This window comes from Paenibacillus qinlingensis (assembly GCF_031455095.1).
Taxonomy (GTDB): Bacteria; Bacillota; Bacilli; order Paenibacillales; family NBRC-103111; genus Paenibacillus_E; species Paenibacillus_E qinlingensis_A.
This window is the reverse complement of the sequence record NZ_JAVDSB010000010.1, coordinates 171,337-195,665: the sequence shown is the minus strand read 5'-3', so window position 1 is coordinate 195,665 and position 24,329 is coordinate 171,337. Positions and strand designations below refer to the sequence as shown.

Below are 24,329 nucleotides of genomic sequence, written 5' to 3'. Positions count from 1 at the left end.
CTGGAATTGTGGAGGTGTTAAGGTGAAGTATTGGGGTAAAACGCTTGTTCTGACTTTTTTATTTTTTATCATTCCTTTTCATATGATATATGCTGAAACTTTGGAAGAACAGATGAACAATTTGGTTGGTCCGAAGCAGCAATATAATACGATGTTATCGCCCGTTTATCTAAGAAATAACACGACAGAAGAGCAAATCAGCCCGCAAAGTGGTGAGCTGACGATAGCCCAGACAGACTATGTACTGCCAGGAAGAAACGGGCTTGATTTGGAGTTTAAACGCATCTATAAAAGCGGATCAGCTAGCGTTCAGGAGATGAAAGTGAAGTATGTCAATGGCGCGTGGGTGGATTATGTCGAATCCAGTGCCAAGACGTCATCCTTTTATGAGGATCGCTATAATTTAGGGATCGGGATGAGGTTCTCTTTTCCAAATATGGAAATAAGAACGAACGATGACGGTACCAGTCATAAGTTCCTGCATACGGATAGCGGCGATGTATATCGACTCAAAGCCTCCATAGTGGATGGTGTGCAGACGTACTTACCAGAAGGACAGACGATTAAAGATGTCGTAGTGAAAGAAACAACCGAGTTTAGCAACGGACAAACGGACGGCTCGTCCAAGTACGTCATGACTGGGAAAGACGGGGAAAAGACGTATTTTGCAGAGGATGGAAGAATTCTAGGTATTAAGGATCGTTATGGGAATACGATTGTGTTCGAGTATACAACGTTGTCGTATGCACTCGATGAACAGACGATTACAAAGAAGCTAATGTCCAAGATTACAGATACGATCGGCAGAGTAACGACGATTGAATATAAAGAGGACGCAACGTTTACAGTCGGGCCGATTACCAATCAGACTTACGCTGCGGAAGAGAGCTATAAAGCGTCACAAAACCCGAATAACACGGATTCTGGGGATTTACAGGGCAAATTCCAAGTTATTGTCCATGTACCCGGCGACAAGCAGATCGTTTACGACAAATCGGCAGTATTAGTCAATTCGACGAAGCACGTCATGCGGACACGCTTGCAGCGGGTATTCGATGTGGACGACCGTCCGAAGTATCATTTTTGGTACGAGCAGCCGGACCTAGGATTTACTTACATGAATGGCACCCAGTATGCCGCATATAACCGATATGAGAATTTGACACAGATTGATTACACCAAGACCAATCATATCAAGCAATACTTATATAATTCGTACACCAAACAACTAAATAAGGGCAGTATGCAGTATCGTAAAATTTTTGAGCAGAAAGAGCTTGTCAAAACAGGCTATAACCCAGATCAGAGCAAGTTCGAAGATAGATTCATTGTTGATGTGAAGGACAAGGTTACCTATGCCTATACCAATGAGGCGGACGGCTTTGGTACAGTGGGTTACAAAGAATACGATGATACCTATTTGAAGGGGACATATCGGTATTTTACGGAAATAACGGATCTATTGGGTAATATCATTAAATATACGTATGACGGCGTTAACCAATTGCTCGTGACGGACAAGCTGGGGAAGGATCATAAAGAAATCCTCCTTAGCGAACGAGATGAGATGAAATTGGTCAAAAAGCAGGAGACCCAGAGCTACCAAGTCGTAGACGGACAAGCTAACGGCGACCCTGTCAAAAAAATCGAAAACTACCGCTACGATGAATACGGGAATTTGACCAACTATACAGGACCCGAGGCGGAAAGGGACGAGCAAGGGTATCCCATTAACACGGAACACACGGTTGTCTACTCTTATGCCTATGACAAATTCCATGTGCTCGCTTCGAAAACGTGGAAAAAAGATAAGGACACGACCGCTCAGAACTTATACACAGTAGATGGGCTAGGGAATGTCAAGCAAGAGACGAAGATCAATACTACGGACACGAATAACTGGATTGTGACGGACTATGAGTACGATGGCTACGGCAATTTAACGAAGAAATCCGCGGGATCAGGCGGGCAAACGTTTGTTACCCAATATGAATATGGCACTGACGCCAATGGCGCGGACGTTAAAGGCGCATATTTGAGCAAGGAATACGGGATGCTTGACGGGCAAGAGAGTGCGAAAAAATATGCCTATGACTTGAACTCGGGGAACAGAACGGTAGAGGTTGACGCGCGGGGCAAGAGAACTAGCTACGAATACGATGCGATGAACAGAGTGGTTAGGACAATTCGACCGGACAACAGTTTTAAGACATACAGCTACGAGGAAAATCCATTTGCCAACATGAAGATTCGCTACACAGACCCAGAGCTGGTACCTTTTCAGTATGAGTATGACATCATGGGCAATTTGCTTCAGGCAACCGTGTTTGATAATGGGAATTGGGCTGTATTGCAGACCTTCGTTTACGACGCAAAGGGTAACAAGACGAAGGAAACTGACGCGAATGGACAAAGTATTCGTTACGAATATGACAGTAAGTTTAGGTTAAAGCAGAAGTCTTTTTATGAAAAAGATACAGTTAACAAGGGCGACGTGAAGATCGGCTATCAGGTTGGTTATGACAGTTCGACTCCACTAGTTGTAACGATTACGGATGAAGAAGGCTATGTGAAAAAATATTACTACGATAGCTTGGACAGGCTCACCAAGTTGGAGGTAACTCCAGATAACGTCCAGTTCTATGCGACCACTTACATGTACGATTATGTGGGGAATAAAGTGAGCGAGACGGACGCGCGGGGTAACTCAACTCGTTTTAATTATGACAATCTTGGAAGACTGATGTCGAGGCAGGATGCGCTTGGTAATGAAACCAGCTATAGCTATAACGCACGGAATCAAGCTGTAACGCAAAAGGAACCAGGCGGAAAAGTCGCTGATCTTGCCTATGATGAGTTAGGTAGGGTTTCGGTCAAAAAGGTGTTAAAACAAGGCTCGTCCGATTACACGTATACGTCTTACGGATACGATGCGGCGAACAATGTCACCAATGTGAAGCTGGGTCATGTAACTGCTGGAACAGATGCTGTAGATTCCGATGTTAGCTACATCTATGATGCTTTGAATCAACTAATAGATGAGCTAAGCAAGATGGAAGAGACGAGAACGGGACATATCAGAAACTTTTATAACAAAAATGGCAACAAGACATCATCCATCCATTATGCAGATGAAGCTGAAATGAAATACCGCGTGTACGCGTATGGCTATGATTTTGCTGGACGTGTGAAAGAGGAGAAGGGAAGCTATCGCGAATCTGATCCACACGGAGCGTATCAAGAATACGGGAATTATCAGAAACTGACGGAGCGAGACTATGCTGGTAATGTCGTCAAAGAGCAAGTGTTGAACGGCAGCGGCTATGATACAACTTCCTATACCTACGACTACCGTAATCAGGTGAAAGAAAAGCAGGAACCGTATGGCGATAAGCCTGATGGAAAGCAGACCAAGTATCAATATAACAAGACGGGTAACCGCACTTCTGAGACATTGGTGATCCAAGGTGTCGATACGACAATGAGTTTTGTCTATGACGGTCTCGGTAAAATGGTTAAAAAGATTGATCCTCTCGGCAACACGGCAAGGTATGTGTATGACGCGAATGGCAATCGGATCAAGGAGATCGATCCTAGATATTTATCTGTGTCCGAGGAAGAGGCACCAGGAACGGAGTACGAGTACGATGCCTTAAATCGTTTGGTGAAGGCTGTTGTTTTTGATGGCAAAGTGAAAGATGTCATTGCCTATAAAGAGTACGACGGACGCGGAAATGTTGTGAAAGAGTCGGATGGGGAAGGGTATAATTCGGCCCAGCCAAACAAGTCGTATGGTAATGTATATGAGTACGATGCGAGTAACAGAAAGACAAGTGTCGTTTCGGCTGAGATGCTCTCTTTGAATGAAAAGAACGGGACTGAGCATGTCTCTGCGACGTACACGTATGATGGTCTGGGGAATGTTCTTTCTGAGACAGATGCACTGGGGAATACAACAACGTATGCGTACTATTTGAACGGACTGCCGAAAGAGAAAACGTTCGCGGATGGCAACAAAGAAGCATACGACTATGACTTGACAGGGAAGTCTCTGGTCGTAAAGACTGATCGGCTAGGACGGGTAACGGAGGCGTTCAACACGGTTTTTGATAAACCGTACCGTATGGAATACCCGGATGGAACAAATGAGCGGTTTGTTTATTCGACCAAAGGCGAACTGACCGAGCGTTATGATCAAGCGGGAAATACGCAGGTCTTGGCCTATAACACTTCGGGTAATCCAGTTTCGAAGAAAGAATTTATTCGGACGGAGGGTACAGCATCTGTTTTTAAGCTGACGGAGCTGGCCTACGACGAAGCGAATCGCCTTCTCAGCAGCGAAACTTTCTTGTTGCAGGGTTCGGGTGCAAAGCAATCTGCTGGAGATAAAACGGAGTATGTGTATGACAAAGCGGGAAGACTTCTGAAGGTTTCTGGGCCGAATGGCAAGGAAACAATTCATGAATACGACGCTGTTGGTAACCTGGTAACGAAGAAACAAAAAGTAGCGAACGACATCTACGACGTCATCCGATACTCGTACGATGTTAGATCGCAGCTGTCGACGGAATCGCTGTTGGTGAAGACAGCGGATCTCAGCTTGGATACGTTGAAGCAAGCGAAGTATGATAACGAATTTGTGGATCGCATTCTATCCACTACAAGCTATAGCTACTATAAGAATGGCAAACTACAAAGTCAGACGGACGCTCAGGGGAATCGTATTCAGTATACGTACGATTATGACGGCAAGCCAACGAAGAAGACAAATGCTCTGCAAGCAGCGACTCAGTACCGTTATGACTTCAAAGGTAACTTAGTCGAAGAAGAGAATGCGAAGGGCGTTTCCACATTCTACGGCTATGACGAGCTGGATCGTCTTATTCGGAAGAAAACGGCTGCGGCTGACGGTTCATTTGCTATGACGAGATATATCTACGATGCCGTCGGCAATTTGACGAAGCAGGTGTTGCCGAACGATTATGAGGCGGCTATGGATAACGCTTCATCCGTAGATACGATGGTGGGCAGCTCCTACGTATTTGATGCGATGAACCGCCGTACATCAACAATTTCACCTGATGGAAAAGACATCGAATATATCCAGTACAATATGCGCGGTCAGGTGCAGAAAGTTGTAGACGGACTGCGATATAACGGTGATATGGGAACATCGTCGGGGACTGTGTTTACGTATGACGGATTAGGCCAAATGAATCGTAAGACAGATGCGTTGAATAACAGTTCTGTTTTTGAATATGACGTGCTTGGCAACGTAATTACCATGACGGATGCACGTGATTATACTACTCGTTATGTGTACAATGCCGACAAGACATTGAGCAAAGTCACATTTGCAGATGGTGGAACCGTCACGTATGCGTACGACAAGTTGAGCCGGAAGACAAGCGAGACGAATCAACTCGGGAATACGACTGCTTATACGTATAACGCTTTTGGTAAAGAAAAGATTGTTAAGGATCCGTACGGTAATACCGTGGAAGGTAAATACGATCTGACCGGCAATCTCGTATCACTGAAGGATAAGCGGGGCAGTGTCTCCCTTTTTAAGTACGATGGCAACAAGCAATTAACGGAGAAGCAGACACCGCTTGAGTTGGACGAGAGTGGCAATGTCGTTTATGCCGTAGAGCAATACGCGTATGACACAGTCGGAAATGTCATCAAGAAGAGCGTTGCAGGATCTAAGGATGCTGAGTTTTTACGCGAGACGACCTACACGTATTACGATAACAATTTGCTCCAAGTCGTATCCAACAACAGCGGTGCCTATACGAAGAGCCATTACGACAAGAATGGCAATGTTATTTTGACGGAGAAGATGCGTGAAGCATCTACATATGACACGGAGAAGTTTGAGTACGACAGCCAGAACAGGCTGATTAAGCGGATTCGACTTGTGGACGAAGTGGATTTGCTTGATTCGGCGAGTTGGCCGAACATTCGGTATTTGAAGGATGCTGAGCATTTCGGCAAAGTCTATAGCATCACCGGATACGGGTATGATGTGTTGGGCAATCGGGTTAAAGAGGTCGATCCACGTGCGTATGCATACGGACTGGATGATACGGAAAACCGAGATAGGTATACGACTCGTTATACATACGACACGCTGAACAGAGTGAATCAAGTTATCCATCAAGTGAACGGAACCGACGTAAACAAGCAGTATACCTACGATGAGGTTGGCAACCGTATAGCGGAGCGTAACGAGCGAGGGTTTGAGACCCAATACACCTACGATAAGCTGAATCGGGTTGAGAAGGTAACGGATTCCGAGGGGCAGTCATTTACGTATGGGTATGACTTGGCAGGAAACAAGATTGCTGAGACGAATGCTAAGAGCAACAGCATGACGTACGGATATGATAAGCTGAACCGACTTGTTACAGTGACAGATCCGTACAACGCAGTGATTAGCAAAAACCTCTATGATGAAAATGGGAATGCCGTCAAAACGATGGACGCCAAAGGTTACAGATCAGCTGGTACGGACGAAGCACGCTACGGCTGGTTGTATACTTACGATTTAGCTAATCGCGTGGTGAGGACGGTTGATCCGGAAATCGCGGCGTTGAAAAAGCCGGAGAAGTTTACCGTGGCTTACCAGTACAATCCAGTTGGCGAGAGAGTGAAAGAAACGGATGCACTGGGCAATAGCAAAACCTATGCCTACGACAATGCAGGAAGACTCGTCCAAGTAACAGATCAGCTAGGTGTTACTGTCACGTACAGTTACGACATGGTAGGTAATAAGCTGGACATGACGGATGGCAAAGGGAAAGTAACTCGCTATCGCTATGGCGCATTTGGTTTATTACGAGAAGTTGTTAACGCAGTTAACAAATCGATGGCCTACCGTTATAACTTGGCGTTGAGCGTAGCAGAGATCGCGGATAGAAATGGCAACCACACACGCTACTTGTATGATAGCCGTAATCTGCTGGTAGAGAGAGCTGTCACCGAAACAGGCGATCGCATCCAGTACACGTACGACGAAGCAGGCAACCGCGCGTCGATGACTGACGAGAGCGGAACAAGCAGCTATACGTATGACAGCAATAACCGTCTGAAGCAAATTGCCAAGGATGGGAAGACACAGATTTCTTACACGTATGATGTGGTTGGTAACATCGAGAGCGTGACGGATAAAACAGGATTTAAGACTAGCTACACGTACGACAAATCTAGCCGTATGGAAACCGTGAGCTTCCAAGGGAAGACAACGAAGTACAGCTACGACGAAAATGGAAACCGTACCTCCATCGCGTACGAGGGCGGCGTTAAAGAAGACTATACGTTTGACAAGAATAATCGACTGCTCGCTCTGACGAATAAGAAGTCTGGCGGCAGCATCATTTCTGAGTACACGTATACGTATGACGAAACGGGCAGACAAGTTTCAAAAACGGATAGCTTCGGCACAACGAACTATACGTACGATGCTGCTGGTCGCGTAGAGAAAGTAGAAGCGCCGGGAAAAACAACCGCTTATGAATACGACAAGAACGGTAATCGCCAAACGCTGAACGAAACGTATACATCTGAACAACCTAGCGGCTTTACCGATTCCGCAAGTAGCGTGGAAGTGAAGTACCTCGTCAAGAAGAGCGAGTACATGTACTCGGGTTCGAACGAACTGCAGCAACTGGTCGAGAAAATGCTAGACGCCGCGGGTAAAGAAGTGTTGGAAAAAACGACCAACTTCTTGTACGACGACAACGGCAACGAGCTTCGTCAAAAGGTCAGTTACCTGCGTCCGCACAAAAGGGACATGCGTCAGACCACGGGCGGGAATCCGTACGGGGATGAGATCGAAGGCGATATTAGCAGCCTGATCGAGAAAGTCAGCAATACATTTGACGGATTCAACCGTTTGAAGCAGGTGGAGCAGGTTAAGGCTGGAGAGCGCGTAACCGTTGAGTACTTGTATGATGGCGATGATCTCCGCATTCGCAAAACTGTGCGCAGCTCGAAGGATGAGTATGCGGCGAAAGTGACCAATTATTTGTATGATCGTCAGTATGTTATTCTGGAGACAGATGCGGCTGATGATGTTGCGGTGAGATATGTGCGCGGTATTAACTACATTGCTCGTATGGACGGAACGGATAAGCTGTCTTACTACTTGTTCAATGGTCATGGTGATTTGGTACAGACTGTATCCGAGAGTGGCGAAGCCCAGAACCAGTATGACTACGATATCTTTGGCAATGCTACGTTGACGGTTGAGATGTATGCGAACTCGATTCGGTATGCAGGGGAGTTTTTTGATGCGGAGGTAGGTCTATACTATCTTCGTGCAAGATACTACGATCCTTATATTGGGCGTTTCATTTCTCAGGACAGTTATTGGGGTGAAGACAGCAACCCATTAAGCCTGAACTTATACACCTATGTTCATAACAATCCGATTATGTATGTTGATCCAACTGGCCATGCTGCCCAAACCGTAAATGATATCATCAAGGCAATTGATGAACAGAAGGAAATATGGGCAAGGGAAGAAGCGGGAGCAGGCAGTGGTCGCGATCAATGGACACAAGCGCAAGAAAATGCACATAATGCAGCGGATTCATTACGGCAAGAATTGGCTAGATTGGAGAGTGGCAACCAGCAAGTAGCACAGCTTGTTCAGGATAACGGGAACGAGGCAGCTGGGGATTGGGAATCGTATAAGCATGAAGTAGTTAAAAGGGACATTGAGGATAAAATTGATCGTGGTGAGCAGATTACTCAGCAAGATCAAGAGAATTTTGTAAAGAGCAGTGCTATGATTGTGGTAGCTCAAGGTATAGGCAGAGACGTAGTAGAAAGCATGGATTCTGGAAAAATCAAGGTTCAGATGGATAGAATGTCGAAGGGATACAAAGAATTTACGGATTCTGGCTCTAATTCTAGTTCGCTTAAGCCTGAACAAGCACGGATAGTATCACTCACTCTGGAAGTTGGATATACGGATGCTTCATGGATTAAATACCTTGAAGATCATCGTAATAGAGTGTATGCCAAAGAATCTGAACTTCAGGCTGGATTAGTGCCGTCACAAGCTCAAGATAAAGCCACTTTCATTCAGAGTAAACTCAAACTTTTATCTATGGACCTTCTTATTGCCCGTCTAGTGCCGCATAGCAGTATTTATGATGAGATTCAGCGAGAGTGGAAGAGTACGTTTTCAAACCCTGATTTGATGTTACCTCCGTTTGTGGAATATGGGGAGAGTGGCTGGTCGATCCTTCCGAATGATGAGGATGGCAACGATTTTAATTTCCTATTTGGCGTTTCGTCAGGAACGAGCGCATACTCAGAATTAAAGAATGCAGATGATCAAGCTTGGGCTGTAGGTGAATTACTTAACCATTATGCAGATTATTACAATGTTCAGATCAATAAGGATGTTGTATTGAAAACTGCTGGTCAGGAAATGGGTTTTGACAATGCAGGTGAGTTCTATGCTCTTAGTCTCTCTACTTTATTTAGCAGAGGTAAATTTAATAAATTTGGAAGTAATGCAGCTCAGGGTAGTTCTGGGAATGGTGTTCCAACAATTAAGAACAAGTTTCCTGATGAGGCATTACCTACCGACGGAAAAATTCTTTCCTATACTCTAGAGAACGGGAAGATTAAAGGGATTGATGGCAGAACAGAAGTTGATTTTGTTGTTGATAAACACGGAAGCCTGGTTATTGGAAATAAACATCATACATTGGGAAATAGAGATGAAGTTCTTGCGGCAGGACAGCTGAAAATAAATGGACAAGGTGAGGTGAGAAGAATAACTAATGAATCAGGGCATTATCGTCCCACACCAGAAGAAGCAATGAATTATCCCCAACTGCTTCGAGATGCTGGGGTAAATGTTAAAGGTTCATGGCTTGAGTTGTATAGCTATAAAATAGATACTGATGGCTTCATTATCGACTCCACTAAAGTAGTATCAAAAAAGTTGACGGAGTGAACAAGATGATAAAGTATTTGGATAAAGCTACTTTCAAAGAGCATTTATTGATAACTTTAAACGAAATATTAGCTTCTCAAAGTGTAAAACTAGATTTAAAATATAAATTTATCTTGGTGCCTATAAAAGAAAGTGGTAAATCTCTTAACTCCACTGATGAATATTTACATCGGGGTATGTTAAATGAAAAAAATTTAAACGGAAGGGAGTTAGATTTGGATACAGTTGTAAACATGCTAACTTGCAGGATTCCGCTATGTCCTATTTGGATAAAAGTATTACTAAAGGAGTCAAGAGAAGATTTACTAATTTTTGAGCTACAGACTAGCTTAAGATTTCGGAAGCCTAGTGAGCTACAGAATCAAGAAACTGGTCACCCTCCTTTTAAAGCAATTTACTAAAATTCTTTGTTTTTATAGGTTTAACCTTGAGCGGCTTTATGCCTCTCAAGGTTCTTTTTTTGCTATTGATAAAGTTAGTGATACTAATTGTTCCGAAAAGTTTTTAGTGTTGTCTAAAACTAATGTTGTTGACGGGGGACTAAGGTTAAACAGTACAACAAAATTGGAGGTATCGGATGGGCATTTCAAATGAAAACAAAGTGATAGCAAAATCAGCCTTACAAGCATTTGGTGGTAAACCCAGTGTTTCAAAGTATTGGGATGATGGAAAAGTTAGTAGCATTGATTTGCTGTCATCTGCTAACACACCTTATGATGGAATAACCTCCTACTCAACTATTGGCTTTTCCGATTATTCAATTGATTACTTTGTTGATGAAGTACCATTGAGGTTGGAGATCGTCGGAGTTTGTGCAACGGAGTATGAACTGTTTCCAAATGTGCTGGCAACTAGTTTGTTTAACATTATCAACTCAAAGCAATCTTGTTCTCCGGGTACGGTTTTCAGAGGTGTTGTGAAAATGTATTACCCAAATGTGGAAGTGGAACATGTTTTATTTGTGCCACCTTTCTTATGGGAAGAGCACCTGAAAAACATTGACTTCCCTGAGAAAAAAGTTACTTGGTTGCTTGCCATTCCCATTTCGGAAAAGGAATATCGATTCGCTAAAGAGAACGGAACAGACAAGCTTGAAGATTTGTTTGAAAGTAATGAAATAGATATTTTTAATATTGAACGAAAATCTGTACTGTAACACTTGTATAACATTCAACCTTGGTCGGCTTCACGCCTTTCAAGGTTTCTTTTTCGCCGTAGTGCAGAATGTATCCATTATTCAATCAAGTACAAATATAACCATTAAACGTTACATTGTATTAGGGTAATTATGGTAAGACACCACAATTTTCTACCTATTATCTGTTGCACCTTCAATAAAAACTTTAAGCTAAAATGAAGAGAAGACGCCAGGAAATACCTGTGCGCCTTCTTTAGTTTCAGGCAGGAACACTCACTCCGACACCTTCTGCCCCTCTGTCCCCTCGTAAGCCTGCAGAATGGCATGGAGCAGGCCAGGAAATCTTTCTTCCAAATCATGCTTCCGTAGTGACAATAAGCGCTGAGTCCCTTGCACCCGGACATGAACAACACCTGCTTCACGCATGGTTCGCACATGATGAGACTTGGTGGATTTCACGACACTCACATCAATACCACCGCAGGTACGTTCCCCTAGTTTGTTGAGTTCTGAAACGATGGATAATCGGACAGGATCGCTTAACGCATAGAGGACGGATGAGAGATGCATATCCTCTTTGTCTGGGTGAAATAGTACTTTCAGGATGCTTCCTCCTCGTTAAAAGCGTAGTGATTGCATTTTATCATATCTCATGCTATATTTCTAATGTTCGATAACAATCGAACTTATCTTATGGATGGACTACTTGAATTCGTAACGGAAGTCAGCAGTTATACGAAATAGACAAATATGGAGTGGAGGAACAACCATGACAAATTCTAGAACAAATCAAGAGACGAACTCTGTCGAGGCATTGTTCAAGCCTTTTACACTAGGAAATCTTAGCTTAGCTAATCGAGTCGTGATGGCACCTATGACGCGAGCTTTCTCGCCAGAAGCTGTCCCCGGGCAGGATGTGGTGGACTATTACCGCCGCCGCGCGGAGAATGGCGTTGGTCTTATTATTACCGAAGGCACACTAATCAATCATCCAGCGGCAACGGATAATCCCAATATCCCTAACATTCATGGAGAAGCAGCCCTCGCAGGCTGGAAACGCGTTGTCGACGCAGTTCACGAAGCAGGAGGACGCATTGTGCCTCAGCTCTGGCACGTAGGGATGACACGTAAGAATGGATCACTTCCGCATCCAGAAGCGCTATCGATTGGACCATCTGGCCTCACGTTGACAGGTGAACAAGTGAATGAGCCGATGACACAAGCGGATATCGATCAAGTCGTAGAAGCTTTCGCGCAAGCAGCTGCAGATGCGAAACGAATTGGCTTTGACGGTATCGAGCTCCACGGTGCCCATGGTTATTTGATCGACCAGTTCCTATGGGAAAGAACGAATCAACGCACCGATAAGTACGGTGGCAGTATGTTAGCTCGTACGCGATTTGCTGTTGAAGTTATTGAAGCATGCCGCCGTGCTGTAGGGCCGGATTTCCCAATCATAATTCGATTGTCACAGTGGAAATCGGCTGAATATACAGCGAAACTCGCTGATACACCCGAACTGTTGGGTCAATTGCTTGCACCACTTGTAGAAGCTGGCGTAGATATCTTCCACTGCTCGACTCGCAGGTTCTGGGAACCGGAGTTTGAAGGATCTGAACTTAATTTCGCAGGCTGGGTGAAGCAGTTAACGGGTAAGCCTACGATCACTGTGGGGTCAGTCGGTTTAGATGATGAATTCATGGGTTCCTTCCGAGGAAAAAGCGCAGGCACAGCGGACATCAACGAGTTGCTTGTCCGTTTAGAACAGAACGAGTTCGATCTCGTGGCGATCGGACGCGCTTTGTTGGTTGATCCTAATTGGGTTGAGAAGGTTCGCGACGGACGATTCGATGAATTGCTGCCATTCACAGTTGATGCACTAAAACGTTTATACTAAGTATTATAAAGCACAAGAAACGGCCTCTTAGGAGGCAGTCACTTGTGCTTTTTCTATTGCGCAAGCCCACTCAGTAGTTCGTACGCGCAAAAGTGGCATCACTCTTCACTGTCGCCGTGCTTGAAGCGTTAATGACCTCCACGCGCAGGACATAGTTGTAATGACGGATGTAGTAGGTAGGCGCGCTGTAGGATTGGAACGAGACTTTGCTGCTGTCAGCCCAACCGGCCACAAGGTTGAAGGTAGCGTCTTGATTAGTAGCTGTCGTGCCGTCATATTGAGCAAGGACGATCTGATTACTGGCGTTTTTCCGGATGAAATAGCCTGGGAAATTAATGGACTCCAGTGAAACGCTAGACGTATTAGCTAAACCTGGAACCACACGGAACTGAGAATCCAGAGCAGGTGACACGTTAGGATCTATGCGAAGTGTGTAGTTACTATGACGTATAAAGTAGGTTGGAAAATTGTGAGACGCAAATTTACTATAGCCAGTGGCATCCGTCGTTGAAGGCCCGAAGAGACGAACCTCGTACAGGGTAGGCGTATACCAGTTGCTCGGATTGTTAAACAGCACAGCATTCACGAGGTTAATCCGTACATAGCGCGCCGTGAAGTGTACTTGATCCGTTGTAAACCCATAGGCGGTATTCGTCGTGCGATCAATCGCAGCGTAGTTGACGCCGTCGTTGCTGATCTCGATTTTGTACTTGTGATAGGCTTCAGAACCTTTGTACAAAAACCAAGAGATATCGACCTCTGTAATTGTCTTCGGTGCTCCGAAATCAACCTGCCACCAAGCTGGCCATGTGGAGCTTGAAGCGGCCCAAGAGCTCTGGGCATTGCCATCTAGCGCATTAGCCGCGGAAGAGCTGGCTGCGGTTGAGCTTGCCGTTGCGGTTTTGCCTGTGGCGTGATTCACGTGCGTTGGCAGTGTGACGGTGCCGGTTACGGCGTCAATGTTCCAAGAGCTATACCAGTTCAATGTAGCCGAGGCGCTCGTATCATTCAATGTCAGTGGCAGCCAAATGTATTTATGGTCACTCAGGTTTAGCGGATTCCAACGGTCAGCCATGTAAATGTAGCTGGTCGTCGAGCTGCCGGAGACCGTCATAATGTTCTCGATTTGTGTGGCGTAAGCCGCAGGATCTCCAAACGGCGAAAGTGCGGACCAAGTGCCTGTCATAGAAGTCGTCGTCGCATAAGCTCCTTGATTTGGGTACCAGCCGGACGCTTGGGAGGTGAACAGGTAGTAGGTGTTGTTCTTCTTCACGACGGCAGGCGCTTCGCGATAGCCATTCTCGAAGATCCAGCCAACGAAGGAAGAGACATTCGTGTAGCTGGCGTTGAGTTGGAAGATAGCCATCGTGTCGTTGGCGCCGCCGGTTTTACGGGAAGCCGTCACGAGGTAAGCGGAACCGTTCGTATCAGCGAAGACCGTCATATCACGGGATTCATAGTTAAGAGGGCGGAAGCTGCCTTGGTAGGTAAAGTTTCCGTTTGGTGTGGAGCTCGTGGCGACGGCGACTCGGCCTAGGCTATAGTCGGTGCCATTTTCATAATGGGCCCATAAGACGTACATGCCAGTAGAGGCATTATAGATAACTTTTGGCCGTTCAATTTTGCTAGAGTTAAGCTCGGTCGCAGAGTTTTTCGTGAGGATGGCGTTGCTGAAGGTCCAGTTTTTGAGATCTGTTGAGGTATATACATTTACACTATCGAACGTTCCGCTCACCGCATGCTCGCCGTACCAGTAGTACGTTGATCCTACTTTTAAAATATTGCCGCTTCTTGCGTGAATGGGATTCCCTGCTGTATCTGTCCAAGCTGTGCCATTTGCGATCGTAACACTTGCAGCGCTTGCTTGATGCGGGATAAGTGCCAAAAACACAGCAGCCAAGAGTGCATACAACAGTGCAGTGAGCATTCGTCTTATGTAGATTGTCATTCGTTAACTTCCTCCTTCTATGAATGGGATGACCGTCACTCAGGATGCTCTGAACTCGTGTCTCCACTGTATCGTACGGTTTATTGTAAGCGTTTACAACTGAACGAAAGTGATATTCCTGAACAATATTGCGGAGCGGAGAGTGAAGAATTAGCAGGTACCTATAAATAACTGATATGTGGTAGGGCCAATCTCGGAGAACCGTTCCTCTTCCCACCGAATAACTGGAAAACCTACATCTAAATTTGTGATATTCGAGGTGTTTAATGAACTAACTGTAAAAAATGCAGCTAATTTTGGCCATTCTCACCTTTTTTACTGAAACGGGTTAAATTACCTGTATCTTTGCCATCTAAATCCAATTTATGGAGGAATCTAATGAATTTAACTGTATAATTTCCATCTAACATCAGGTGGGGGAGATGAGAGTAAAGGGTGAGCAGAAGGACACTGCTTTATGGCTGGGAACAGGCAGTATCTAAACTCTTTTGGAAATCCCTCTAGTTATTTGGTATCCTGCACAAATTTCCATGTGTTTACAATAAAATAGCAAATTTCGCAATTATCCTATGGTAGAATAAGAGCGTTCTTAATAGCTTGTCTGTCCGATAAGCAAGCGCTTATGTAGAAAAGATTTTGACTCAGCCAATAAGCTAAGGAGGAATTGCAATGAGTAAGCTCAAGGGATGGAAGACGAGATTATGGAAGACAACGCTGGCGTTGACAGTAGCGATACCGTTCCAAGTGTTAGCTGCGAGCAGCTGGCAGACGGTGATGGCGGAGGGGCCGACAGATCCGGCACCCTTTATTGAAGCTAAAGTCGTTAACGGGAATGCTGGGAAGAAAGTTCTTTTTGACAATACACACGAGCAGACAGCTGGAGCAGCGGATTGGGTCATTGATGGGGCTTTTTCGGATTTCGGCAATGCGTTAGCGAATAATGGTTATTATGTAAAAGAACTGCGCAAAACAACGCCAATCACATTGGCCGATTTGAGCGGTTATGATGTGTTCGTGGTAGCGGAGTCCAATGTTCCGTACAAAACGAGTGAGCAAAACGCCTTAGCCCAATATGTGGCTGGTGGCGGCAGTATTTTCTTCATCGGCGATCACTACAATGCTGATCGCAACAAGAACCGCTGGGACGGCTCCGAGGTATTCAACGGCTACCGCCGAGGTGCTTGGACGAACCCAGCAGCGGGGATGAACGCAGAAGAGACAGCATCTTCTGCGATGCAAGATGTAGCCAGCTCGGACTGGCTGGCTACGCAGTTCGGTCTGCGTTTTCGCTATAACGCCCTCGGCGACATTAATGCGAATAACATCGTAGCGCCTGCGCAAGCTTTTGGGATAACGACAGGTGTCTCCAGTGTCGCGATGCATGCAGGATCTACGCTAGCCATTATTGACCCGACGAAGGCGAAGGGTATTGTGTACTTGCCGCAGACGAATGAAGCTTGGGCGAACGCGGTGGATCAAGGCGTCTACAACGGTGGCGGTGTTGCGGAAGGCCCGTATGTGGCCATTTCAAAAGCGGGCGCAGGCAAAGCGGCATTCATCGGGGATTCCTCACCGGTTGAGGATGCAACGCCGAAATATGTACGCGAGGATACAGGCGCGAAGAAGACGACATATGATGGGTTTAAAGAAGTGGATGACGGCATACTGCTGGTGAATATGGTGAACTGGCTTTCGACCAAAGAAAGCTACACGAGCCTCACTGAAGTAAGCGGCTTGCAGCTGGATCAGCCAACGGCTTTGCTGCCTTTTGAAGCTCCAGCGGCATCGACAGAACCACAGCCAGAACCATGGGCGGCACCAAATGCCGGCTACAAATGGTATGACCGCAGCACATTTAAGCCGGGCTCCTACGGTGGCCCAGCGGCAACGGCGAGTGCCACGTACAGCTTTGTAAAACAAGCCGTATTGCCAAATGCAGCGGACTTCCCGATCAGAGTCGTTGTGGATAACTTGCCGCCTTCGACAACCGTAACGGGCTTCAGTCTTGGTATTTACTTAGTTACTGGCGGTTCACAAATCGCCAAAGTACAGAACGCAGATGGCACATGGCCGACAGCGAATGGATACAGTGCAACGTTTAGCGTAACCTCAGACATCAACGGACACGCGACGAAGGATCTGAATGTTCGTGTTGTTCCAGGCACGACCGCACCAGCGAATCTCAGATTGCGTCAGAATGGCACGAATCTGAAAACGGAAGCCGTCACACTTGGAAACGTACCTGCTGAATCGCTCCCAGAAGAGGAAAATCCGATTCCTGCGAAGATCGCCATCTCGGAAGCACGTGCCAAAGCAGCAGGTACGTTGGTGACGGTAGAGGGCGTTGTTACGACGGAGCCAGGTGCTTTTGGCGGGCAAGCCTTCTACCTGCAAGATGCAACAGGCGGCGTGTACGTATTCCAGAGCTTGAGTGGTTTCCACCAAGGGGATACGGCAAAAGTAACAGCCTCAACAGCGCTATTCAACACAGAGTTTGAGCTTGCTGATCCTGTAGAGATTGCCAAAACAGGCGTCGCTGCACTTCCAACAGCAACCCCTGTATCCGCTGTGACAGCTGATAATCAAGGGCAACTGCTCACATTGAGTGATGTGACGATAAGCAATATCATCACGGCAACACCGACGGGTTCTTTTGAATTCGACGCTATCAAAGACGGCGTAAGCAACCACATTCGTGTCGATACACGAACTGGGTTATCTTTAAGCACCTTCCCGTACACAGCTGGACAAAAGGTGACGATTCAAGGTGTTGGCGCTATTTTCAAAGGTGTATTCCAATTGAAGCCACGGGGCTTGAGTGATTTCAGCGTGGTGGCTGACACAGTGGCACCAGTAACAACTGCAACCCTATCCAGCACACCGAATGCAGCGGGTTGGTTCAAGCAAGACGTAACGGCAACGTTAACGGCTGTAGATGATCAAGCGGGAGCGGTGGTCACGCAATATGCCATCAATGGTGGAACTTCGGTGGCCTACACAGCACCAATCGCGATTGCTACTGAGGGCACAACAACCGTGAGCTATTCCTCTACGGACGCTGCGGGCAATGGGGAAGCTGCGCAGTCCTTGCAAGTGAAGCTGGATAAAACAGCGCCAACAGCGACCCTTACGGAATCTGGGCATGCCGTCAAGGATGTGACCGAAGCGAATGCGGTGACATTCGATTTGATTGCCCGTGATGCAATTTCGGGTGTTGTTGATCTCTCTCTTACTTTGGATGGTCATGCCATTACAAGTGGTCAAACGATTGCTGCAGGAAGTTTAGCTCTAGGTGCCCACACGGTGGCGTATCTTGTAGCGGATGCCGCAGGGAACACGACAAGTGGTGCACAGACATTTAACGTGGTTAAGAAGCCATTATCCATCGGCGCTCCTGGTCAGCCTGTTTTAACCTCTAATGCCGGATATTCCGGTTTAAAAGATGGCAGTTACTCGATCACGATGAACATGTGGTGGGGGAATAATGGCACTATTTTTAACCTATACGAAAATGGTTCACTCATCAGCACGAAAACACTTTCAGATGCTTCCCCAGCAGCTCAAATCGCCAAAGTTGATGTGACTGGCAAACCAAATGGCACGTACACATACACCAGTGAACTTATCAATGTATTCGGGACGACAACCAGCCAGCCTCTTGTAGTCACAATCACAGACGCAACGCCAGGTAAGCCTGTCTTATCGAACAATAACTGGGATGGGGATGGCAACTATCAAGTCACCATGAACATGTGGTGGGGCACGAACGCAACAGGGTACCGCCTGTACGAAAATGATGTACTCATTGATGAGAAAAGTTTGCAAGCCGCCTCACCAAGTGCACAAAGCGCAGTCACAGCCATCGCGGGTCGCGCCATCGGCGTTTATCAGTATCGCGTCGAGCTGTTCAACGCAGCAGGCGTGACATCAAGCGACGTAGTTAGTGTTACGGTTACGAAGTAAGCGAGTTACGGAATGTAGAACATGAAGAACAGCCCTTCTGGTTGGAGACCAGATGGGTTGTTTTTTATTTTGGATGGTGGCACGCGTTGCGGCAAGTAGTCCCTACATGATGAACTAACTAGACAAAACCATATCCCAATGGTAGGTTAAATGGATAATGAAGAAAGTATGTGATTCATGATGTCTATAGCCTCGCAAGCCAAAGAAACAACTGGTGGCAGCCGCTTATGGATGGTATTGGTGCTCGGTTTACTCGCCTCCTTCGGGCCGCTTTCTCTCGATATGTATCTGCCAGCGCTGCCTGTCATTGCTGGTGACCTCCATACGACAACTTCGCTCGCTCAAATGAGCTTAACCGCCTGCATGCTCGGTCTCTCCTTAGGCCAGCTCATAGCTGGATCGGTGAGTGATGTGCGCGGAAGACGCATGCCTTTGTTGGTTGGCCTCTTGATTTATGGCATTTCCTCTGCGCTATGTATGGTAGCTCCTTCTATTTGGGCGTTTCTGATCCTACGCTTTATACAGGGGATGGCAGGAGCTGCGGGGATCGTTATCTCTCGGGCAATCGTTCGTGATATGTATGAGGGCGTTGCGTTGACGAAGTTTTTTGCATTGTTGATGCTCGTTAACGGTTCGGCTCCAATTCTAGCTCCGATTATCGGCGGCCAGTTGCTGCAATTCACATCATGGCGCGGGGTATTCCTTGTGCTCAGCTTGATCGGTGTCGTGATGCTTATCGTTGTTGTCTTTGGGCTAAAAGAAACACACCCGCCTGAACGCCGCTCCAAAGGCGGTCTTACGAATACGCTTCGTATTTTCCGTGGCCTGCTCACAGATCGATTGTTCATGGGCTACGCGTTAACGCAGGGGCTTGTTTTTGCTGGTATGTTCGCTTATATTTCGGGGTCGCCGTTTGTTTTGCAGGATATATTTGATGTGTCCCCACAAATGTTTAGTGTTATTTTCGCGGTCAATGGGGCTGGCGTTATTCTGGCTGGTCAAATTACGGGGCGACTCGCAGGCAAAGTTAGCAATCACCGTCTGCTAGCTGGTGGCTTAGCTATAGCTGTGCTCGGGGGTCTGCTGCTGCTCATTGCGACACTTATCGGGGCCGGGCTCGTCTTGATTTTGCCGGCGTTTTTCCTCATAGTCGCTTGTATCGGTCCCGTTTCCGTATCGACTTCTTCCTTGGCCCTGCAAAATCAAGGCCAAACAGCCGGCAGCGCCGCAGCCTTGCTAGGACTTATGACCTTCGTCATCGGAGGATTAGTGGCACCGCTTGTCGGACTTGGCGGCAGCCAAACGGCTGTGCCGCTGGGTATTATCATCGCACTCATGGAGCTGGGTGGCGTGCTTTGCTTCGTTTGGATGACGCGAGAAAAAACGTGATCAGCGCTCACCTTTTTTAGAAAATTCAAAGATTTTTCACAATTATCATTTATACTGAAGAAGAATTGACCAATTTTTGAAAAAGGTGGGTACTACGCATGAAGCGCATCCATAAAACGTTGCTTATCGGCACGCTCGCAGCTGGATTATTGATCAGTGGCGGCTTCGTACTTCAGTATAATCAAGCATTTGCTAACGACACAGCTTCGACGACGTCATCAGTACCTAAGAAGTTTCAGGATAAACATAGATTTGATAAACATCCGGCGCCACCGAGGGGTGGGTTTGATTTTGGGAAGGGCGGTTTTGGCGGCGTTATCGACTTTGCTTCCATACTGGGCATAGATAAAGGCGTCCTCAAAACGGAAATTGGAGCGGGCAAAACGCTCGTTCAAATCGCCCAAGAGAAAGCGAACCTCAGTGAAGATGCGTTGATTGCTAAGCTGACTGAGGCGGAAACGACGAAAATCGATACAGCGCTGAGCTCGGGGAAAATCAAGCAAGAGCAAGCGGATAAGCTCAAAGCAGGTCTTGCTGATCGGTTGAAAAAAATCGTTGAAGCCAAATCTCACGCCATGAATTTTGATAAAAAGCCTATGCCTCGTGGCGGTAACATGCCAATGGCTGGTGGTGTTGGGGTTGCTCCGAAGGAAATCGCTGCGATTCTCGGTATAACCGAAGAAGAACTTGCGACTGAGCGTAAAGAAGGAAAATCCCTTGCCGAGATCGCGGCTGCCAAAGGCATCACGCAAGATCAGTTGATTGCCAAGCTCAAAGATAGCATGACAGATGAACTGAAAAACTTCGTCGAACGCAAAGGCGGCGAACGTCCAGTGCCTCAGCCTCGCGGCGATTTCGGTTCGTTCAAAGGGAAGCCAGGCCATGGCGGCGAGCATAGACCTGCCCCGCCATCACCGCCGTCACCGACAGAGGCGCCTGCGGCTACGTAGTATTTGGAACAGTACAAGGTTGCTACATTCGAGTATATCGAGCGTGGGCAACCTTTTTTGTGTCGAGTGGGTAAGGAAAATTTTTCTAAGAACGATTAGTGAAGGAGGAGTAGTTGAATGGAGGAGCTCATCGGGCATTGTCGCACATGTGAGAAGCCTATTTATTGTAGAATGGGTTTTCTAGATGGTGTCGTGCAACCGGATAAAACTTTGTTATGCTTTGATTGTTCTTCTGAGGTACACGTGGTGCATGTGATTGCGGATAAGGAAGAGTGACTGGTGAACGCTGACGTCACTCTTCCGTAGTGCATTTCCCAATTCCGGCTCTCCGACTCCCAACTTTACACGTAAGCCCGACATTAGATGGAAAAAGTACAGCTATTTTTGAAGGATTTCGTTGAAATGAGCAAATAACTGGAAAATATGTAGGTAAATTCAGCGATTTTGCTTAAAAGGGTGACGTGAGGGGGAATTAGCTGCATGAAATCCAGTTAAATCGCTTTGAAGCTGAGATTTGCTAGATTTAACTGCATAAAATCCAGGTATTTGCAAAGGATGGCGGGGGGAGGCGGCGTGATGAAGGCTGGGCAGTGTTTCTAGTGGCGATGGTGACGGGTGGTTGGGCTGAGCGTCGCATTTGACGGCGCGCCTGTTGGCGGAGCTAGTCAGGCCGCCGCCACAAGCGCAGCCGCACTCAACCGCCGCGTCACCCAGCCGCGGCTAGTACAACACACGCCACAAGTAAAACGTGGCGTAGGCTTCCCACCCCCGCCAGCGCTCCGCGAGCTGGCGGATCTCTTCAAGCGAGGGCTTGGCCGCAAGCCCAAGCACATGCCTCAGCGCGTTATGCAGGCCGACATCGGCCAAAGGGAACGCGGCGGGGTTGCGCAGACAGCGCATCCCCACATAGTTGGCCGTCCAGGGGCCGATGCCGCGAATGCGCAGCAGCTCTTTTTCCATGGCTAGAAAATCGCCCATCGCAAGCAGCCCAGCCTTGGACAACGTGCCTTCCGCCATGAGATTGGCAACGCCAATGAGGTACTCCGCTTTTTTACCCGTGAACTGTAAAGCGGTGAGATCCTCCGTCGACAGCGCAGCGATCCGCTCCGGCGTCGGGAACGCCCAATACGTTCGACCCTCCCAATCTAGGGAGGTGCCGAAGGTTTCGACTAGACGCCGCTTGAGCGTATAGGCAAAAGTCAAATTAATCTGCTGCCCCGTAATCCCCCAGCTCATCGCCTCAAACAAATCGGGAATCCCCATCAGGCGAAGCCCTCGGAATTCCTCTGTCACTTGCCGGAGGATTGCATCCTCCATCTCATACAATGGCGTCAAATCCGTCCCCAAATCCCACCACTCCCACACATACCGAGCGATTTCTTCACGGACCGCAGAGGTCATAGTACCACTATAGTTGACAATTCGGACGTTAAGCACCTTGTCATCCTCACTGTGGACAGCGATCAACGCGAGGTTATCCCCAATCGGCAGCAACTTATAAATGCTGGAGTTATCCACAACGAATAGGCACTCATTGGTGGAGCGGCTTAAATAGCCGATATTAGGCTCATATCGAAAAAGTTCAGGAAGAGCAAGCGTGAGCGTGCTTGTGTGTTCGTACCATTTTAGACGAGAGGGGTCAAAGGCTTGCAGGTGTGGCATCGTTATTCTCCTTATCGGTAGGAAGTTGTTACATGCATTATCGCCGAGAGTGGCTTTTGTAATCTTGCTTTCTCATCTCGGATCCCTTACAACCATTGGCCTGTTTGGGTATACTGAGCTTATCAAAGGAACGCAAGGAGAGGGGAATCCGGTATGCAGGAGCGGTTTTGGCAAGCCATCGTTGCGAATGATGCGGCGTATGACGGGACGTTTTATTATGCGGTGGCGACGACAGGTATTTTCTGCCGGCCTTCCTGCAAATCAAGGCTTCCGAAGCGGGAGCATGTGCGTATTTTTCATGGTCGACAAGCGGCAATGGCAGCAAGTTACCGTCCTTGTAAAAGGTGTCGGCCTGACGGCATCAGACTCCCCGACGAGGCATGGGTTGCGGAAATAAAGGCGCATATCGAAGAGCACTTCGCTGAACCGCTGTCGTTAGCGACACTTTCGGAGCAATTTTATGCGAGTACGTATCATCTGCAAAGGACGTTCAAACGTATAGCAGGTGTGACACCGCTTATGTTTATTCAACAGATCCGATTGGAGGCTGCTAAAAAGCTTCTAATCACCACTGATTTGGCTGTGCAAGTGATTGGGGCGCAGGTGGGGATAGCCAATGCTGCCCATTTTGCGACGTTGTTTCAGAAGAAAACGGGGCTTACGCCGACGGAGTTCCGGCAACAGCCCGTTCATTAACGATAACCGAGTTGGGAGGTTGGATGCAACATGGTGAGAGAAGTGATGGAAAGTGCGGTAAACCAAACGATATACTGGGGGCCGATAAGGTTGCAAGATATTAATTTTGTAATGGCGGTAACCGATAGCGGGTTGGGATACTTGCAGTTTCAGAAAGGTGACGCGAGAGATGGCGTTGACGTTGAAGCGTGGCAAGCATTCACCCAATGGGCCAGAAAGATTGGACACCCGAGTGGATGGATTCAGCAAGAGGATAGGTTAAAGCCATATATGCAGCAGTTGGATGAGTATTTGAGTGGAGTTCGGACAAATTTTGAACTGCCATTAGATTTACGAGGGACGGCATTTCAACAGTCGGTGTGGAGAGCGCTGCATGAGATTGGGCATGGTGAAACGGTAAGTTATTCACAGGTAGCCCAGACGTTAGACAAATCTAGTGCTGTGAGAGCGGTCGGCACCGCCATCGGCGCAAATCCTGTGCTTATTGTTGTACCATGCCATCGCGTGGTAGGGAAGAATGGTGCGCTGACGGGTTACCGTGGCGGGCTTGAGAATAAGGAGAAGCTGTTGCTACTGGAGCGGGCAGGGAAATTCATGCCCATTTCTGCTCCCATGCATAAAATCCTAAATATGGATAAAAATACGGAGAAGGAAATGAATGGGATAAGAAACTAGCATCATCATGAGTGTTTTTACGGAGGCGAATT

General features: G+C 47.1%; 13 protein-coding genes. 10 read left to right on the top strand and 3 right to left on the bottom strand.

What is annotated here, in order from left to right; translation table 11 throughout:
- Window positions 1-22 precede the first annotated feature (22 nt).
- The 3 genes from J2736_RS23020 (at window position 23) to J2736_RS23010 (ending at window position 11,135) form a co-directional block, all read left to right on the top strand.
- Complete coding sequence (locus tag J2736_RS23020) at window positions 23-9,979, top strand: RHS repeat-associated core domain-containing protein (protein ID WP_310500933.1); 9,957 nt, start codon at window positions 23-25, stop codon at window positions 9,977-9,979.
- A gap of 5 nt (window positions 9,980-9,984) precedes the next feature.
- Window positions 9,985-10,380, top strand: coding sequence for a hypothetical protein (locus tag J2736_RS23015; RefSeq protein WP_310500932.1), 396 nt, complete (start codon window positions 9,985-9,987; stop codon window positions 10,378-10,380).
- 176 nt (window positions 10,381-10,556) lie between these two features.
- The gene (locus J2736_RS23010) at window positions 10,557-11,135 is read left to right on the top strand and encodes a suppressor of fused domain protein (RefSeq protein ID WP_310500931.1); all 579 of its coding nucleotides are present in this window, start codon (window positions 10,557-10,559) and stop codon (window positions 11,133-11,135) included.
- Window positions 11,136-11,390: 255 nt separating this feature from the next.
- On the opposite strand, the gene J2736_RS23005 is transcribed toward J2736_RS23010, so the two are convergent.
- Entirely contained in the window at window positions 11,391-11,720 is a 330-nt protein-coding gene (locus J2736_RS23005) for an ArsR/SmtB family transcription factor (protein WP_310500983.1), read from the bottom strand.
- A gap of 166 nt (window positions 11,721-11,886) precedes the next feature.
- Here J2736_RS23005 and J2736_RS23000 point away from each other — a divergent pair, with 166 nt between their 5' ends.
- On the top strand, window positions 11,887-13,014 hold the full coding sequence (locus J2736_RS23000) for an NADH:flavin oxidoreductase (protein ID WP_310500930.1): 1,128 nt from the start codon (window positions 11,887-11,889) through the stop codon (window positions 13,012-13,014).
- A gap of 70 nt (window positions 13,015-13,084) precedes the next feature.
- Here J2736_RS23000 and J2736_RS22995 read toward each other — a convergent pair whose 3' ends face one another.
- The gene (locus tag J2736_RS22995) at window positions 13,085-14,941 is read right to left on the bottom strand and encodes an AbfB domain-containing protein (protein ID WP_463675861.1); all 1,857 of its coding nucleotides are present in this window, start codon (window positions 14,939-14,941) and stop codon (window positions 13,085-13,087) included.
- A gap of 690 nt (window positions 14,942-15,631) precedes the next feature.
- Between J2736_RS22995 and J2736_RS22990 the strand changes: the two genes are divergently transcribed.
- From J2736_RS22990 to J2736_RS22975, 4 genes are all read left to right on the top strand, one after another.
- Window positions 15,632-18,925, top strand: a complete 3,294-nt coding sequence (locus J2736_RS22990) for an OmpL47-type beta-barrel domain-containing protein (RefSeq protein WP_310500928.1) — start codon at window positions 15,632-15,634, stop codon at window positions 18,923-18,925.
- Between the two features lie 180 nt (window positions 18,926-19,105).
- A complete protein-coding gene (locus tag J2736_RS22985; protein WP_310500982.1) occupies window positions 19,106-20,314 on the top strand; it encodes a multidrug effflux MFS transporter in 1,209 nt (402 codons plus the stop codon).
- 98 nt (window positions 20,315-20,412) lie between these two features.
- Window positions 20,413-21,264, top strand: coding sequence for a hypothetical protein (locus J2736_RS22980; RefSeq protein WP_310500927.1), 852 nt, complete (start codon window positions 20,413-20,415; stop codon window positions 21,262-21,264).
- Between the two features lie 117 nt (window positions 21,265-21,381).
- A complete protein-coding gene (locus J2736_RS22975; RefSeq protein WP_310500926.1) occupies window positions 21,382-21,540 on the top strand; it encodes a hypothetical protein in 159 nt (52 codons plus the stop codon).
- 444 nt (window positions 21,541-21,984) lie between these two features.
- Here J2736_RS22975 and J2736_RS22970 read toward each other — a convergent pair whose 3' ends face one another.
- On the bottom strand, window positions 21,985-22,926 hold the full coding sequence (locus J2736_RS22970) for a DNA-3-methyladenine glycosylase family protein (RefSeq protein WP_310500925.1): 942 nt from the start codon (window positions 22,924-22,926) through the stop codon (window positions 21,985-21,987).
- 153 nt (window positions 22,927-23,079) lie between these two features.
- On the opposite strand from J2736_RS22970, the gene J2736_RS22965 reads away from it, so the two are divergent.
- Entirely contained in the window at window positions 23,080-23,622 is a 543-nt protein-coding gene (locus J2736_RS22965; RefSeq protein ID WP_310500924.1) for a bifunctional transcriptional activator/DNA repair enzyme AdaA, read from the top strand.
- 30 nt (window positions 23,623-23,652) lie between these two features.
- Window positions 23,653-24,297 (top strand): methylated-DNA--[protein]-cysteine S-methyltransferase, encoded by a 645-nt coding sequence (locus tag J2736_RS22960; RefSeq protein WP_310500923.1) that lies wholly within the window; start codon window positions 23,653-23,655, stop codon window positions 24,295-24,297.
- Window positions 24,298-24,329 lie beyond the last annotated feature (32 nt).